We start from the raw sequence: 15058 nt of genomic DNA on the forward strand, positions 1-15058 counted from the left end.
CCACTCGCGACGCAGCGAAGCGTCCGCTTTGCGGTAGATGAAACCTAGAAGCGGACAGGCGGCTAGCGGCCCACTTCCGGACGTTCGGCGGCGCGATCCGAACGGCTCGATGTGAGCGGCTGAATTGGTGGAAAGCGCCGGGCAGCTCTTGGGAGCCGAAGGCGTGATCGCTGTCGTCTGCCTCGCCGCCGACGCTTAAAAGCGGTCATTCAAACCAGCCACCACGGTAACGATCTCGCAGCCGAATTGGCATATCGTGGCGTATGCTCTTGCTAGATCTCGTGAATGGCGAACGCACCCGTCTGCGCGATACGGGCGGCAACAAGCCTATTCTCATCCTTGTCCATGGCTTGGCGAACAGCATCGAGATCTGGGACCGCGTCATACCGCAGCTGGCGCGGAGGTTTCGCGTCATCGCTTTCGACTTGCCGGGGTTCGGGGCGGCTTCGCGTCCCGACGCCATCTATGACGCAGCGTTCTTCGCAGACCAACTGCTTGCCCTGATGGACACACTGGGCCTGCCCCGCGCGCATTTCGTCGGCAACTCGCTCGGCGCGAGCGTGATCGTCCGCCTCTCCGACCGCGCGCTCGACCGGATCGATCGCGTGGTGCTCGCCGCGCCGGGCGGGTTCGGACGGCGCACGCACCCCTTGATGCGACTGCCGGCGCTTCCGCTGATCGGTTATCAGCTCGGGAGGCCAACCTCGTTCAACAACGCGCTGACCCTCAAGCTGGCGATGCACGACCCCGCGCAGGTGACGCCGGCGCTGCTGCAACTGATCAACCGCTACGCCCGCGTCCCCGGCAGCCACCGATCGTTCGTGCGGACGCTGCAGACCGGCGTCGGCGTGTTCGGCAGCAAGGATCGCGCCAGCGTCGAGCGGATCGCCGCCCGGCTCGATCGACCGGCGCTGGTTGTATGGGGGCGCCAGGATCGGGTGTTCCCGCCCGCCTATGCGGAGCGCGCAATGGCGCTGCTTCCGCAGCCGAGGCTTTGCCTGATCGACCGATGCGGCCATTATCCGCATTGGGAGCAGCCGGATGTCTTTGCAGCCGCGGTCGAAGGATTCCTGACGCAATGAGGCGACCGAGGCTCGTCTTCGCCGCGGCGGCAATAGTCCTGCTCGTCGGCGTGCTGTGGGGCGCGTCGCGGTGGACGACGGAATCGCTTGCCCGTCCCGTGGTCGCTGCGGGTGCTCCGGCAGCGACGCGCGGCGCGGCCGCGTTCGAGGGGGCAGCGTTCGGCGGGGTCAGCATGGACGCGCTGTCGACCAACGCGGTGCCGTGGCGGCTGGTCGCGGCGGCGCTGGTGCTCGACGAGCGCGCGCAGAATCCTGGCGCGCCGCTCGACAAGACCACGCTTGATCGAGTGCTGCGTCGCTTCGGATTCCTGACTGGCGTGGCGATCGTCAACCGGGCGCCCGGCGCGTCCCCCGCGGCGACCGAACTGCCCCTCGGTATCACCGTCAGCGACCTCGCCCCCATCGGTGGCAGCGTGATTCGGGTTGCCAATCTCGGATGCGCGGCGTGTCATGCAGGCGTGACATACGCCGCTGATGGCAGTCCGCGCCCAGACCGGGCGATGCTCGGCATGCCCAACAGCTCGATCGACCTCGAGGCGTACACGATGACGATCTTCCGCGCGCTGCGGCGGTTCGCCGGATCGGATCAATTGCTGCCCGCGGTCGACGCGCTGTATCCCGAAATGAGTTGGCGCGAGCGGGCGAGCCTGCGCTTCATCGTGTTGCCGCTCGCGCGAAAGCGGCTAGCCGAGCTTGCCGATGTCGACCGTCCTCTACCGTTCCCCAACGGCGCGCCGGGCAGCACCAACGGCGTCGCGGCGCTGAAGGTGGCGCTCGGGCAACCGCTGATCCATGGTGGCAGAGGTGATGCCGGGGTGGTGTCGATCCCCGATCTCGCCGACCGGGTGTGGCGTACCAGCCTGCTCGCCGACGGCGCCTATGCGATCCCCGGCAAGCCCGCACAGGCACCGACCACGCCGGCGACGATCGATGATTCGCATCTGCGCGCGCTGGCCGGGATCACGACCTTCTTCACCGTGCCCAGCATGGGAATCCATCCCGACAAGGCGGTTGCCAGCCTGGAGGACGCGACGGCGATCATGACCTTTTTGAAAGGCTATCGGCCGCAGCGCTTTCCCGGCGCCGTCGACATGGTGCGTGCCACAGCGGGAGGCGTCGCGTATGCGCGGTACTGCTCCGCATGCCATGGTAGCTACAGCAACGGTTCCGCACCGCGCTTGACGCACTTTCCCAATTGGCAAGGGGATGTCGGCACTGATCCGCTCCGCGCCACCGCGTTCGATCGCGGTCTCGCCAATGCGGTCGCGGGTACCGACTACCGATCGCGCATCGCCGTCCGGATCGGTGGCGGCTATGTCGCACCGCCGCTGACCGGCATCTGGGCGTCGGCACCGTATCTGCACAACGGCTCGGTTCCGACGCTGGCGGCATTGCTCGCGCCCATGACGCGTCCGGTGCGATTCATGGTCGGCGGGCATGCGCTCGATTTTGTGGGGGTCGGGCTGAAGCTCGAAGCCAATGGCGCATATCCGCCAGGGTACCGGCCGTTTTCGCAACCGGCCCGGATCGATACGCGCGATGCCGGGCGCAGCAATCATGGCCATCTTTTCGGCACGACGCTTCCGGTGGAGGAACGCGCCGCCCTGATCGAATATCTGAAGCTGCTTTAGACCAGTATCTCGGCAAGGCGCCGCCGCGCGCGCGGCACCGTCGCGCCTGCCGGTCGGCGCCCGATGCGAAAGGCGCTGACGATGCGATGCCCGCTCGGCACGCCGGCCATTTGCGCGATCCGCTGGGCGGCAGCCGGATCGTCGGCGAGCGCGGCGAGAACTGCCGCGCCGAACCCCGCCGCCTCTACCCGAAGCCACAGACGGTAGAAATGCGCGCCGCTGTCGAACGGCGTTTCCGCCACGGGTCGATGGAACACCACCAGCGCCGCGGCTGCCGCGACCTTCTTGCCCTCGGCGAGCAGGCCCGGTGCGATACCGATGCGATCGAGGATGCCAAACGCTGGGCCGAGCACTACCGACGCGCCGATCGCTTCGACCCGGCCGAGCGCCATCGCCGCCGCGTTGAGGCCGTCGCGATCCCAGCGCCGGTGGCGCCGCGTGAAACGCATCCATGCACGCAGCTCGTCGCGAAACGCGCGATCGCGAAGGAAGCCGTAGCTGGCGGCGTCGAAGATTCGCGACGCTTCTATCAGGGACTGGGAGTCGGTGACCACTGCGCTGTCCGTATCGATGAGCCGCTGCGCATTCTCGCGATCGGCGGTGTTGACGACGGTAAAATCGCCGCGCCACGATGCCCTTGCCTCGACCTGGTCGGCGAGCGGATCCGGGTGCGTGTCGGTCGGTACCAGGAGGTAGCGCGCTATTGGCAGCAGCGCATCGTCGGTCTGTGGAGGGGCTTCGCGCGGCTCCAGCCCTAGCCCGCGCCAGCTCGCCGCCAGCCGCAACCCCTCGGCAGCCGCGCCCAGGCTGACGCCAGCGTCGTTGCAGCGCGGATCGCCGACCGTCAAGCGCGCGCGCACATCCTCGAACAAGTCGATCGTGTCGTCGCCCACCAGCCGCCAGCGCGCTGGCTGGACGTTGTGGACGCTCGGCGCGAGCATTGCCTCGGCGACGAGCAGGTGCAGCGTATCCGCGCTCATGCGATCGCTTTCCGGAACAGATGCAGCCGGTGCAGCGGCGTGGCGCCCAACCGCTCCATCTGGCGCAGGCTCGCGGCGTTGCCGTCGGCGATCCAGGTGATGCCGAGCTTCGTATAGCCCGCGACCCGCAGCGCCGCGACGGTGCGCGCGAGCATCGCACCCATCAAGCCTTGCCCGTGCATGTCGCTCACTACCGAATAGAAGATGATCACCGCCCGTCGCCGGCGCAGGCGATAGCGCAGGTAGTGGAAAGGCGTGGCAAGCCCGATGCGCGATCGCGTCGCGGCGAGGAAGCCATTGAGATCGGGGATGCAGATGATCGCACCGACCGGCCGATCGCCGTGCATCAGCACCGACGATAGGCGAGGATCGAGGATCGACATCATCTCCCCCGCCTGGAAGCGGAATTCATCGGCGGTCAGCGGCACGAACATCGGATTGCCCGCAAAGCCGTCGTTGAGGACGAGCCGCGCTTCCTCCATCCGCGCGGCGAAGCTGCCGCGCGCAATGGGAGCGAAGCTGAACCCCGCCGCGGCATCGATCGGGCGGGCGGCGAAATCGCCTTCCGCGGCCAAGTCCAGCTCGAAGGTCTGCATGGGAAAGAAGCGCGCAAATCCATTCGCTTCGAGCAGGCGGGGCACATGCGGCGGATTGACGATCATGTCGGTATAGGCCCGCGCGCCGAAGCCTCCCGTCATCACGCCCGCCTGCTGCATCGCAGTCAGGTTGAAATTGCCGACCAGCTCGTTCTGGCCGTGCGTGCGGGTGAAATCGGTGGCGGCATCGAGCAGGATCCGCGCTGCCTCCGTGTCATCGGCGCAGTCGAAGAAGCCGAACTGCGCGCGTTCGGTGCCGTGACGGGCGTTCGACTGGCGATGGACGTGGGCGATGACGCGCCCGATCGGCCGGCCAGCCCGGTGCGCGGTCCAGAAGGCGAAGGGGGTGCCCGTCGTCCACAACGGGTTCCTGACCGGATCGAGCATCCGGACGATGTCGGTGCGCAGGGGCGAGACATAGCCGTCGGCTTGGTCATAGGCATTGAACGGTGCGTCGAAGAACGCAGCGACGTCGCCCTGGCGGAGTTCGACCGTCATGCCGATCGCTCAATCAATCGCGCAACGAGCACAAGCTCGTCATCGAGCGCGGGTGCGGTCAGGCTGCCCGCAGCTACGGCCAGCAGTTGCGGCGGCGTGCGCGACAGCCGGACGAGATGTGTCGCGGCATAGGCGTCGAGCACCTCGCGCGCGGCATCGCGCGCCTCGGAGTCGTCGCTCGACGTGCTGACCACCGGATGGTCGAGCAGCCGCGCGATGCTGGCCTCGGGATAGGCGCGCAACTCGGCCGGACCGAGCACTCGTCCCGAGGCGAGAAGCGGATGGGCCGCGATCAGCGCGTGGGGATCATGAGCCGGTGCGCGTGCGAGCGCGGCGACAAGACCTGTCGCGTCGTCATCGCCCGCCTTCGATCGCGCGACGATAAGTAGGAGGCACGCCAGCGCGGTGCCCCCGGCAGCAACAAGGATCACGGCGTCGCCCGGCAGGGTAGGCTGCGCAGCCAGCGCGATGATGACACTCACGCCGCCGGCCCCTGCCGCGACGAGCAGATCGGCGACCAGGCGCCACGGCGAGCCGTCCCCTGCCGCTAGGCGTGCGGTTGCCAGGACGAGCAGCAGCGCAGCGAACGCGCCGCCGCGAATCGGCATGTCGGGCAGAACCGCGGCAAAGTCGGTGGCGGCGAGCGGGATCGTCAGCAGCAGCGCGAGCAGGAAGGTGTCGGCGGTCCGGCGTTCGCCACGCCCGAGCTCGCCGCGGCTGCGCGCGAGCAGCGCCACCATCAGCGCGAGCATCGTCAGCTGATAGAGCGCGAGCGCCAACGCCGCGGCAGCGCTCCACACGATGCCCAGCGTTACCGCTAGCGCCGAAAAGCCGACAGCCCCTCCCAACGCCACCATCTTGACCAGGGGAGGCGCATGGCGGCGGCGCAGTTCCTCGACCAGCCGGAGCGCCGCCATCGGCAACCAGGCGGCGACCAGCATCAGCGCGATCACAAGTGGCGTGGCCGTCGCCAGCGGTGCGATCAGGCGCAGCGCGAGCAGCGCCGCGACCAGGGTATAAACCGTGCGCAGCCGCGCCGCGACCGGCGACCGATCCGCGATCGCCGCTGCTCCGCGCCGGGCCACGAGCACGGCCAGCAGCGCGATCGCAGAGACGATGGCGGCGACCGACAGGATCACCCCATCATCCGCGTCATCAGGCGCCGCACCGCAAAGCCGCGCAGCGCGGCGACGGGCGCGGAGCGCGGTCGCTCGATCGCGACGCTATGCGGATTGAAGAAATAGCCGCGGTGGTCCGTACCGCCGCGCCGGCCCAGCAGGACGCGCACGGCTTCCTCGGCCATCATCGTTCCGGCCATCGTCACCATCGTCGAGAAGGAGAAGCGCGATCGCTTGCCGGCGGCGACTTCGGCCGCGACATCGAGATCGACATAGCGGTGCGACGAACTGTGCGTGAGCACATAGGCGATCTCGCGCTTAAGGCAGTCGGCGCGCATCTCTGGCGTCACGCTGGTCCAGTCGCTTCCCACCGTGGGATACCCCAGCCGCTCCTCTAGCCGCGGCGCTTCAGGCCCGACGACGGTGACCGAGGGCAGGGGGGAGGCATAGGCGTCGATGATCGTGCGACCGTGGATCCTAGCGCGACGATAGAGATGCACGCCCGCGGCGGCATCGTCCATGCCGTTCACGGCGACATGGCTGGCGGCAAGCAGTCGATCGAGCTCTTCGGTCCATTCGCGGCCGAGCACTTCGATCTCGACTTCTGGATTGATCGTCAAGGCAGTGTCCCGGGCCACCTCGGCCTTAGGCTTGCCCACCGCCGGCAGCGTCGAGAAGAGTTGGCGGTTGAGGTTCGACACTTCGAACGTATCGATATCGGCGATTATGAAGCGGCCCACGCCGGCGCGTACGAGCGCCATGAACGCCGCCCCGCCCATTCCGCCGACACCGGGAATGAAGACCTGGCTGTCGCGCAGCCGCACCTGTTCCGTCGCGGTCACGAAGCCGCGATTGCGCGTCGTCATCTCGGCATAGTCGAAAACGGTCATCGGGCGGGCCTCAATCTTCCCAGGGGGCGCTCGGCGTCGAGCCATTGGAGAAGGGGGGCGATCACGGCTTGCACGCCGATCATCGATCCTTGTGCCGCGAGCTGCGGCATCGCGCTGCGTGGCACGCTACGCGCGAGGAAGCGTCGCGCGGTGCCGATATCGAGGCGGCCGATCTGCAGCAGGTCGTCACCGCGCTCATAATCGAGCGAGGTGGCGCAGAAGTGATTGTAGCGCGCGTCGCGATGCTTTGCCGCTACCGCGAAGCTCTTCTTCAGATTGTCCGATCCACCGGTATAGGCGTTGGTGATCAGCTGGGCGTCCGGATCAAAGCCGGCATCGTCGCCGACCCCGAAGGCGTCGCGCTCTCCGGCCATTATCTGATGCGCGAGATGGCGATGCGCAAAGCTTGCCACCGTACCGGCCTGACCCGGATAGACGTCATCGAACATCTCGGCGACCATCCCGACCACCGCCGGCACCTGCGTCACGCTGCTGATCCACAGCGGCCGAAGTCCACCGCGCACGAACAAGGCGAAGCACGTCAATCCATAGAGAATCCACGACAGCCCGCCGCCGCGCTCGTCGGGATCGACCATCACTAGGCCCAGATGGAGTACATTGCTCGCCTGGCCGCCGCGCGTCACCGGCAACAAGGGCATGGCGTTGAAGGCTATCGGTTTGCCATCGCTGACACGACGCACCAGCGTGATGACGCTGCGGCCCCACGCCGCCTCGTCCCGTGCGAAGAGCCCGTAATCCAGCTGCCGGCCAGCCAGACATGCCGCCACCACGCCACGACAAGCCGAGATGAGTTCGTCCAGCGCCTGGCGGTCGAGCCACAACGCGGGTCGCTCAATGATCTCGACTATATGGGTTCGATCAGGGCGAAACCGCAGCCGCAGGAAATCGCCGCGCAGCGCCGCAATGATCGTCGATGGCCCCACGCAGCTCTCCCCGTGCCGTATCTATGATTGGAATCCTAAATATTGGTAGGCTCGATTGCCATGAATGTCCGCATTCTCACACGTCCGGTTTGAAACCGCGCTGCTGAAGGGTAACTCACCGTTCCGATCGAGCGGCAGCTATGCGCCCATAATCGGTCATCGAGCGGCATGGCGACAGCTCCCAAAAAACTGCCGTTAGCTCACGCTTTGATTATCGGCGAGGACCCACCACGCGGACGGACGGGCCACACAGTCGCGACGGGCTTGCAGCGGCTCGGAGTCAGGCTCGAGGTGACGGAAGCTGTGTAAACCACGTCTCGGGATCGCGAGCGGGGATCGTCGGCGTTTACCAACGGCACAACTACTTCGATGAGAAGAGGGCGGCCCTCGAGGCGTGGGCGCACGAGGTGGAGCGGCTCGGAGCAGGGCACCCGCTGAAGCCCGGCTCTCGACCTGTGAGGGCTCGGCGCAGCTCGGACACCATGTCGGCTTTGGGAAAGGCGAGGGGCAGGGGTGCACATAGCTCAACGGCGGCAGCCGCACCTGGCGGCCGACGAACAAGGTGACCGGGCGACCCTCCCCACAGATGGCACGTCAGGCTGCCATCCGCCCCATTTCCTCGAGATAGAGCGCCTCCAGCTGGGTCGCGGTGATGTCCGCCGCGTTGATCATGCGGCGCAGCCTACCCTCGCGCATCAGCCCGATACGCGTCCCGACTTCGCGCGCTCGGAACAGGTCATGCGTTACCATCAACACCGCGGCACCGGCATCGCGCTGACGGACGATAAGGTCATGGAACTCCGCAGAGGCTTGAGGATCGAGCCCCGAAGTCGGCTCGTCGAGGAGCAGGGCGCGCGCCCGCTTGGCGATCGCCAGCGCCAACCCGACCTTCTGACGCATGCCCTTGGAATAGCCAGCGGCGCGGCGATCCATCGCGGCCGGCTCGAGCCCTGCCTGAGCCAGGCAGTCTCGCAGGCGCGTGGAGGAGCGATCCGCGATACCCGCCAGCGCCGCGAAATAGGCGAGGTTCTCAAGACCGGAAAGCTCGCCGAACAGCGCGATCTGCTCGGGGACATAGAGGAGCTTGCGCTTGGTTCCCACGGGATCGGCACGGACATCGACCCCATCGACCCGCGCCTCGCCAGCGGTCGGCTCCAGGAAGCCGAGGAACAGGTTGACCGTGGTTGTCTTGCCGGCGCCATTCGCGCCTAGCAGACACACGATCTCGCCCGGATCGACGCGCAGGTCGAGGCCGTCGAGCGCGCGGTGCGTGCCGAAATCCTTGGTGAGAGCGATGGCTTCGAGCATCGGCGCGGATCCTAGAGAAGCTTCGCCGCGCCGCCGCGGAGGCGGAGCAGGCCGAGGGAGAAGAGAAGCGCGACGAAGAACGTCAGCGCGAGCAGGTCGACTGCCAGTGGCCTCGTGCGCGATGGCTCGGCAAAGACGAATCGCGGAAGCCCTCCGTCATAATCGGCTATCGTCATCAGCCGGTCCTGATCCATCCAGTCGAAGGCCAGCAGCCGGACCTGGCCGGCGAAGTTGCGGGCCTGCTCCTGAAAGGCTAGCGCGCGCGCTGCATCGGTCCCGGCAAGGCGGTCGAGCGCCGCCTGGGCGACGACGGCCGGCGAAAGGTAACGGAGCCGCTCGGCAAGCGAACGGTGCCGCGCCCATTGCGCCGCCTGCACCTCGTGCAGAGGCGCGAGCCGGGCATCACGCTGCTGAATTTCGCGGCGACTATGCCAGAGCGAGGCCGGATAGGCACGGCCGGACTGCGCTGTTGCGGCGGCGCGTGCTGCAGCGGCATTGGCGGCGCGGATCTCTAGCCCGGCGGCCCGCACCTGGTTGGTATAGGCCATGGCGGAAGGCGGCGGAGCCGCGAGTTCGGACAGCGACGCGGCGGCGGCCGGGAGCAGCACGACGAGGCCGAGCCAAGCCGTGCCCGCGGCAAGCGCAGCCGTCGTCGAGGCGCGCACGAACAAGTTGATCAGCACGACCAGCGCAATCCAGAACAGTCCGTACGCGAACACGATGAGCGCGAGGAGCGAAAGGTCGCCCGCATCGCGCCCGCCCGCGAGAAACAAGCAGCCGCAGGCGAGCAGTGTCGCGGGTATCAGCAGCGTGCCGCCACGCACCGCCGCGCGGACCAGCAGCAATCGGCCCGGCGATACTGGCTGCGCAAGCTGGAAGCGGGCGCTGCCATTCTCGACATCGCGCGACCAGAAATCATAGGTCGCAGCGATGAGCAGCAGCGGCAGCAGCATGACGATCACAAAGGCAAGGTCGAACCGTCCCGCAGCCAGCACCGATGGGCTCTCGAGGCCGGCCATGTGCGGATCGAAGATCGACCAAGGATCGGCGAAGGGCGAGATGCTGGCCGCCGCGGGATAGCCCTCCGTCTGACCGGCCGAGAGCGCGGCAAGCGGGGCATTCGGAAGACCGGCGCGGAACGGCAAGGCAGTCGTGTAGATCAGCCCGAAATTGGGCTTCTCGCCCTTGGCCACCATTTTGGTGAAGTTCTCGCGGCGCAAGGCCATGATCTCGCCGGCCTCGGCAACCGCTTGCTCGACGGAGGCGGCGCGCTGCTGCGCCCAGCGCTCCCCGGCAAAACTGGCATAAGCAGCGATCAACGCGAACAGCAGCAGCATCACCCACAGGGTCGGATCGCGCCAGACACGGGTCCATTCCAGCCGTAGAGTCGCGCTCATGCGGCGACCCTCCCCAGGCGCCGTGCGGCGGCAAAGGCGAGCAGCGTCGCGAGCGCCGCCCAGGCGGCGAGGATTGCAAGGTCGATCCAGTGTCGGGCGAGGGATTCGCGGAGCGATGGCGGCGGCGCCGCAAATCGCGCGTCGCGGGTGATCGCGGCTACATCGGCGAGGTAGGGGCCTTCGGCGCCTTTCGGACGGTGGATGACCGCCCGGTTCAGCTGCTGCACGAGTCCGTAGCGGAAGGCATCGGCCTGTTCGAGAAAGCGCCGATGGGCATGCTGGTCGGTTCGGGCGAGCGCCGCCGACCAGGGTCGTAGCGCCTGGAGCGGCGAGAGCAGGGCGAAACTGCGTTGCACTGCGGCCTGTCGGTCATAGCCGTCATAGAGCGCGGCGAAGTGCCGGCGATAGATCGTGCTGGACAGCCTCTCGCCCTCGAACAGCGCGACGCCGTTGAAGTCGATCGGCAATTCCTCCAGTTTCGTCACGCCGTAGCGCCGCATCGTTTCCTGGCGCAGCCGCTCGAGCCGGGCGTCTTGTGGATCGTGGCCGCTCGGGCCTTCGCGCACCTCCTGGGTTACCGCCGCCTCGAACGCCGGAGCCGACAGAGTCGGCACCAGCGCTTCCGCCACAGAGGGGGCGATGCGGGGGACGAACAGCGTCGCCATTGCCCAGAAGGCGAGGAGCACGACCAGCGCCGAGCGGGCGGAGGCGAACGCCGCCGATGCGGCAAGCGTCAGCGCGGTAAAGCCGAAGAGATACAGCCCGTAGGCGAGCATCATCCAGAGCAGCGCGACCAACGCAGTTGCGCCGCCCCCGGCGAGAAACAGCGCAACGGCTCCGGCGAGGACGGAGGCGGCGAGCAGCAGCGCGACCATGATCCCGAGCCCGGCCATGCGGCCGGCCATCAAGACGCGCGGCGCGACGCCGCCGGCGAGCTCCTGGCGCAGCAGTCCTCGCGACCGTTCGCCGGCAAAGGCAGCGAAGCCGGACAGGATGATCAGCAGGGGCACGAGCGCCTGCAACATCGCGGCAGGGCTGAGACCGCCGAACCGGTCGAGCGCGGTGCCGCCATCGATGCCGCGGTTGCGTGCGGGATTGTTGGCATGGGCCTCGAGCTTGAGCGCGCTGCCGAGTTGCGGCAGCAAGCCCGGATCGACGATCGCGAGCGGGGAGGCTGGTTTGAACACATAGCGCCCGAAATGAGCCGCGCCATGCGGGTTGGCCGGACCCTGGCTCTCCCAGACATGCGCTTCCTCGGCCTGGGCGCCGCGCCGCTCGGCCTCCTGCGTGCCGTGAAGCGCCGCCCCGGTGAGTGAGGCGGTACACAGCACCAGCACCAACGCGACGGCCAGCAGCGTCAGCCGTCGATCGCGCACCAGAAGCCGCCATTGCTGGCCGGCGATGATCGGTACCAGCGCGCCTGCCATGGTCAGTAGCTCGCGCGGAGCGTCAGCAGGACGTTCCGCGGCTCGCCGTAGAAGTTGTAGGTGTTGATGGAGCCGACACGCTGATAATAAACCTTGTCGAGGACATTGTTGACCGACACGAAGGCGCGCAGGCCCTCGCTGAAGCGCCAGCCAAGCTGGGCGCCTGCCACCGCGAAGCTCTCTTGTTCGCGGACGCCAGCGACGCCGCCGCCGACAACGCCGCTCTGTCCGTTGAGGCTCACCGATGCGAACGCGCCGCCAAGCGTGGCCGGTTCGTACCGCGCATAGAATTTGTACTGGTGACGCGGCGTGAAGATGTCGAAGATCGCGCCGCTCTGTGCGGCAGTGCCGACCTCATACTCGGTCTTGACGTTGGTGTAGCTCGCGACGAGGTCCAGCCCGGCCATCGGGCGTCCCGTGACTTCGAATTCGAAGCCTTCGATCTTCACAACGCCTGCCTGGACGAAGAAGCCGGGGTTTGCCGTGTCAGCCAGCGAGCGGTTCTTGTCCTTGCTGCGGAACACCGCCGCGCTGGCGCTGAGTGCACCATCGAGGAAGCGCCCCTTCAGCCCCGCCTCATATTGCTCGCCGATGCGCGGATCGAGCACGGTACCGTCTGTACGCAGCGCGGTCTGCGGATTGAAGATGTCGGAATAGCTACCGTAGAGAGTAATGTCGTCGGTCAGGTACAGCACCGCGCCGAGGCTCGGGGTGAACTTGCCGCGCTCGCGGGCGCCGGTCATGAAGCTCGTGGGCACCGACGGCGGGATGTTGCGGGACTTGTTGGTATAGTCGCTGATCCGTCCCCGGCGACGATCGTGAACCCCTTGAAGGGCCGCAACCGCAGCTGAGCATGAAATCCGCTCTGCTGAAGGTCCGTCTCGCTGCCAGAGGTGAAGTTGGCCGGGGGTAGCGGAATCGCATCGGCATCGTAGATCGAATACCGGCCGACCGACGTCTGGCTGCGGTTGAGGAACGAGGTCGTCCGCTTGTCCCAGCTATAGCCGACCGCAAGCTCATGCACCTGTCCGAACAGGGTGAAGGGGCCGGTGACATAGGCGTCCACAGCGGTCTTGCCGTTCACCCCGCGGCTACGGCGGTTCACATAGGTCGCGGTCAATGTCACCGGATCGACCCCGGTCCCCGGCTGGATGAATGCGTCCTCCCAGGCCCGCGGTATGTCGCGGTTCAGCGCGCGCACCACCATCGACCAGTCGCCGACCTGCTGCTTGATTTCGCCCGCATATTCGGTGGTGGTCTCGGTGAACCGGTTCCAGCTTGGCAGGTGCTGGAAGTCGCGTGGGAAGTCCAGGAACTGATCGGTTAGCGGATGACGCGTCGATGTCGCTCCGATTACGCGGAGCCCATAGGCCGGCTGTCCGCTCATCGGGGTGTCGGCCGTAGTGTCCTGATAGCTGAACGAGGCGCCGACCGTCGTTGTCGGCGTCAGATCGAGGTCTAGCGCAGTGTAGGCGGTCAGCTTGCGCGTGTGTGACTTGGCCTGGAAGAAGTCGCGATCGTGGAGTGCACCCACGGCACGCACACGAAGGCGACCTGCGGCATCGACCGGACCGCCGATGTCGAACTCGCCGCGATAATTGTTCCACGAACCAGCGGAAAGGGCGCCCGAGACTGCGAACGCGTCCTTGCCGCGCTTGCGGATCAGGTTGATGGTGCCACCCGGCGAGCCCGAGCCGCGGAACAGACCGGCCGGGCCGCGCTGCACCTCGAGCCGCTCATAGATGACTAGGTCGAACTCCGGCACGCCCGAGGAGAAGGTCGACGGCACTCCATCATAGGCATAGTCGAGCACGAAGCCGCGCGCGCGATAGTCCGGGTTGGTGCCGTCGAATGGCATCACCGTCACGCCAGCCACGGTTTGCACCGCCTCGCCGATCGTAAAGAGATTGCGGTCCTCGATCTGCTGGCGCGCTACCACGCTGACCGACTGCGGAACTTCGATCAGCGGCGCCGGGCTCTTGCCTGCAACGGTCGCCTGCTGCGGTGCATAGCTGTCGTCATCCGCGGCGCCTGTGACGACGATTTCGGTGCGGCGACGCTGCTCCTCATCCTGCTCCTGCGCCAGGGCAGGCAGGGTCAGCATCGGAAGGCCCAGAGCGAGCCCGGCCCGAAGCGTGGTTGCAAACTTCATCATTCCCCCTTTTGCGGTCGCGTAATGGTATATCATGTCCCGTAAATTGGCGATCCGCCGTTCGCAAGAGCATTGTGCGCCTGCGAGACATGTTCATCCATGTCTTCTCTCACGCCCGAGAACGTGCGGTTCTCGTGCGTTAGGCGACGACCGGTTCTCATCAGCCTGGGGCGCTCGCAGCGGGTGTGACAGGGAGGCCGAGAGCCGAAAGGGCGGGAATTACGCTGCCTGCGTGTGGGACTTCGCCGGCCCGGCAGGTTGCGAGGCTAGATCGGAGAGCGCTGCCGTGACCTGTTCGGGCACCGCGTAGTGCAGGAAGTGACCTTGGCTTGGCACCAGGCGTAGCTCCGCTCCTTCGATGTCGCGGGCGAGGCGCTCGGCGTGCTTTCCCGCAAAGGTCACAAGATCGCCTTCGCCGGACATGATGATCACCGGCAGTTCCAGGTCGCGGTAGCGGCCTGCAAGCGAGACCGCTGCCGGCACCATCAGGGCACCTTCTGCCGCCGACGCACGGATCTGCGAAGGCCGGAGCGTCAGCCCTACAGGAAAGTCGGCCATCTTGTCCGGGACCGGTGCCGGGGCAAAGCTGGCCTTGAGCGCCACGGGCCCCGTGAGCAGCGCGGCGATCGGCGAAATCGTCATCGCCATCAGGTCCCCGATTAGTGGGACGGCGGGCAACGAGGCAGGGACGAGGACGCGATGGTGCTCGGCAGCCAGTCCAAGGACGCCGCTAACCTCGAAGTCCTGGAGGGTCACGGCGTTGCCATGTAGCAGCACAACCACCGGCCCTTCGCCGCGATCGACATAGTGCAGTCGTACCCCATCGACTTCGATGAACTCGCCTGCCGGAGGGGTTTTCGCTTCAGCACGGTGGGCGTTGACGCGGTTGATCGCTGCGCTCGCGACCAGCGCGGCGGCGCCCGCGGCCAGCCATCCGGTGTGCTGGCCGACGAAGCCGCGACCCTCACGCCTGGTGGCCGCAGGACGCGGATGCGAGGGCTTCTTTGTGGCTCTCTGTGTCATCCGAGTTCAACC

13 protein-coding genes are annotated in these 15058 nt (G+C 67.1%); 2 read left to right on the top strand and 11 right to left on the bottom strand.

What is annotated here, in order from left to right; all coding sequences use genetic code 11:
* The first annotated feature begins 263 nt into the window (after positions 1 to 263).
* Both CVN68_RS03085 and CVN68_RS03090 read left to right on the top strand, forming a co-directional pair.
* Positions 264 to 1082 (top strand): alpha/beta fold hydrolase, encoded by an 819-nt coding sequence (locus tag CVN68_RS03085; RefSeq protein ID WP_100280903.1) that lies wholly within the window; start codon positions 264 to 266, stop codon positions 1080 to 1082.
* Complete coding sequence (locus CVN68_RS03090) at positions 1079 to 2713, top strand: c-type cytochrome (RefSeq protein ID WP_100280904.1); 1635 nt, start codon at positions 1079 to 1081, stop codon at positions 2711 to 2713. Before CVN68_RS03085 ends, CVN68_RS03090 begins: the two co-directional genes overlap by 4 nt.
* Here the strand turns inward: CVN68_RS03090 and CVN68_RS03095 are convergent.
* The 11 genes from CVN68_RS03095 to CVN68_RS03150 all read right to left on the bottom strand — a co-directional run bounded on the left by CVN68_RS03095 (position 2710) and on the right by CVN68_RS03150 (position 15046).
* Positions 2710 to 3693, bottom strand: a complete 984-nt coding sequence (locus tag CVN68_RS03095; RefSeq protein WP_100280905.1) for a hypothetical protein — start codon at positions 3691 to 3693, stop codon at positions 2710 to 2712. The two genes, CVN68_RS03090 and CVN68_RS03095, sit on opposite strands and share 4 nt — an antisense overlap.
* Positions 3690 to 4787 carry a GNAT family N-acetyltransferase gene (locus CVN68_RS03100; RefSeq protein ID WP_100280906.1) on the bottom strand — a complete coding sequence of 366 codons (1098 nt, stop codon included), beginning with the start codon at positions 4785 to 4787 and terminating at the stop codon, positions 3690 to 3692. The genes CVN68_RS03095 and CVN68_RS03100 overlap by 4 nt, the downstream gene beginning before the upstream one ends.
* Complete coding sequence (locus tag CVN68_RS03105) at positions 4784 to 5926, bottom strand: hypothetical protein (protein WP_100280907.1); 1143 nt, start codon at positions 5924 to 5926, stop codon at positions 4784 to 4786. The genes CVN68_RS03100 and CVN68_RS03105 overlap by 4 nt, the downstream gene beginning before the upstream one ends.
* Positions 5923 to 6795, bottom strand: coding sequence for a HesA/MoeB/ThiF family protein (locus CVN68_RS03110; RefSeq protein WP_100280908.1), 873 nt, complete (start codon positions 6793 to 6795; stop codon positions 5923 to 5925). Before CVN68_RS03110 ends, CVN68_RS03105 begins: the two co-directional genes overlap by 4 nt.
* Positions 6792 to 7739: a hypothetical protein gene (locus CVN68_RS03115; RefSeq protein ID WP_199560200.1), complete on the bottom strand. Its 948-nt coding sequence runs from the start codon at positions 7737 to 7739 to the stop codon at positions 6792 to 6794. Before CVN68_RS03115 ends, CVN68_RS03110 begins: the two co-directional genes overlap by 4 nt.
* A 594-nt stretch (positions 7740 to 8333) precedes the next feature.
* On the bottom strand, positions 8334 to 9047 hold the full coding sequence (locus CVN68_RS03125) for an ABC transporter ATP-binding protein (protein WP_100280909.1): 714 nt from the start codon (positions 9045 to 9047) through the stop codon (positions 8334 to 8336).
* Positions 9048 to 9058: 11 nt separating this feature from the next.
* A complete protein-coding gene (locus tag CVN68_RS03130; protein ID WP_100280910.1) occupies positions 9059 to 10444 on the bottom strand; it encodes an ABC transporter permease subunit in 1386 nt (461 codons plus the stop codon).
* Positions 10441 to 11871 (bottom strand): DUF3526 domain-containing protein, encoded by a 1431-nt coding sequence (locus CVN68_RS03135; RefSeq protein ID WP_100280911.1) that lies wholly within the window; start codon positions 11869 to 11871, stop codon positions 10441 to 10443. Before CVN68_RS03135 ends, CVN68_RS03130 begins: the two co-directional genes overlap by 4 nt.
* Before the next feature lie 2 nt (positions 11872 to 11873).
* Positions 11874 to 12614 (bottom strand): TonB-dependent siderophore receptor, encoded by a 741-nt coding sequence (locus tag CVN68_RS03140; RefSeq protein WP_233503552.1) that lies wholly within the window; start codon positions 12612 to 12614, stop codon positions 11874 to 11876.
* On the bottom strand, positions 12611 to 14023 hold the full coding sequence (locus CVN68_RS03145; protein ID WP_158298699.1) for a TonB-dependent siderophore receptor: 1413 nt from the start codon (positions 14021 to 14023) through the stop codon (positions 12611 to 12613). Before CVN68_RS03145 ends, CVN68_RS03140 begins: the two co-directional genes overlap by 4 nt.
* A gap of 219 nt (positions 14024 to 14242) precedes the next feature.
* Positions 14243 to 15046 (bottom strand): alpha/beta fold hydrolase, encoded by an 804-nt coding sequence (locus CVN68_RS03150; RefSeq protein WP_100280914.1) that lies wholly within the window; start codon positions 15044 to 15046, stop codon positions 14243 to 14245.
* Between the last annotated feature and the right edge of the window lie 12 nt (positions 15047 to 15058).

It is taken from the genome of Sphingomonas psychrotolerans, from assembly GCF_002796605.1.
Lineage (GTDB): Bacteria > Pseudomonadota > Alphaproteobacteria > Sphingomonadales > Sphingomonadaceae > Sphingomonas > Sphingomonas psychrotolerans.

Excerpts from the sequence above, each read along its gene's own strand:
- CVN68_RS03090 (WP_100280904.1), top strand. The coding sequence starts at position 1,079 with ATGAGGCGACCGAGGCTCGTCTTCGCCGCGGCGGCAATAGTCCTGCTC.
- CVN68_RS03085 (WP_100280903.1), top strand. The coding sequence starts at position 264 with ATGCTCTTGCTAGATCTCGTGAATGGCGAACGCACCCGTCTGCGCGAT.
- CVN68_RS03135 (WP_100280911.1), bottom strand. The coding sequence starts at position 11,871 with ATGGCAGGCGCGCTGGTACCGATCATCGCCGGCCAGCAATGGCGGCTT.
- CVN68_RS03095 (WP_100280905.1), bottom strand. The coding sequence starts at position 3,693 with ATGAGCGCGGATACGCTGCACCTGCTCGTCGCCGAGGCAATGCTCGCG.
- CVN68_RS03125 (WP_100280909.1), bottom strand. The coding sequence starts at position 9,047 with ATGCTCGAAGCCATCGCTCTCACCAAGGATTTCGGCACGCACCGCGCG.
- CVN68_RS03145 (WP_158298699.1), bottom strand. The coding sequence starts at position 14,023 with ATGAAGTTTGCAACCACGCTTCGGGCCGGGCTCGCTCTGGGCCTTCCG.
- CVN68_RS03140 (WP_233503552.1), bottom strand. The coding sequence starts at position 12,614 with ATGACCGGCGCCCGCGAGCGCGGCAAGTTCACCCCGAGCCTCGGCGCG.
- CVN68_RS03100 (WP_100280906.1), bottom strand. The coding sequence starts at position 4,787 with ATGACGGTCGAACTCCGCCAGGGCGACGTCGCTGCGTTCTTCGACGCA.
- CVN68_RS03110 (WP_100280908.1), bottom strand. The coding sequence starts at position 6,795 with ATGACCGTTTTCGACTATGCCGAGATGACGACGCGCAATCGCGGCTTC.
- CVN68_RS03130 (WP_100280910.1), bottom strand. The coding sequence starts at position 10,444 with ATGAGCGCGACTCTACGGCTGGAATGGACCCGTGTCTGGCGCGATCCG.
- CVN68_RS03150 (WP_100280914.1), bottom strand. The coding sequence starts at position 15,046 with ATGACACAGAGAGCCACAAAGAAGCCCTCGCATCCGCGTCCTGCGGCC.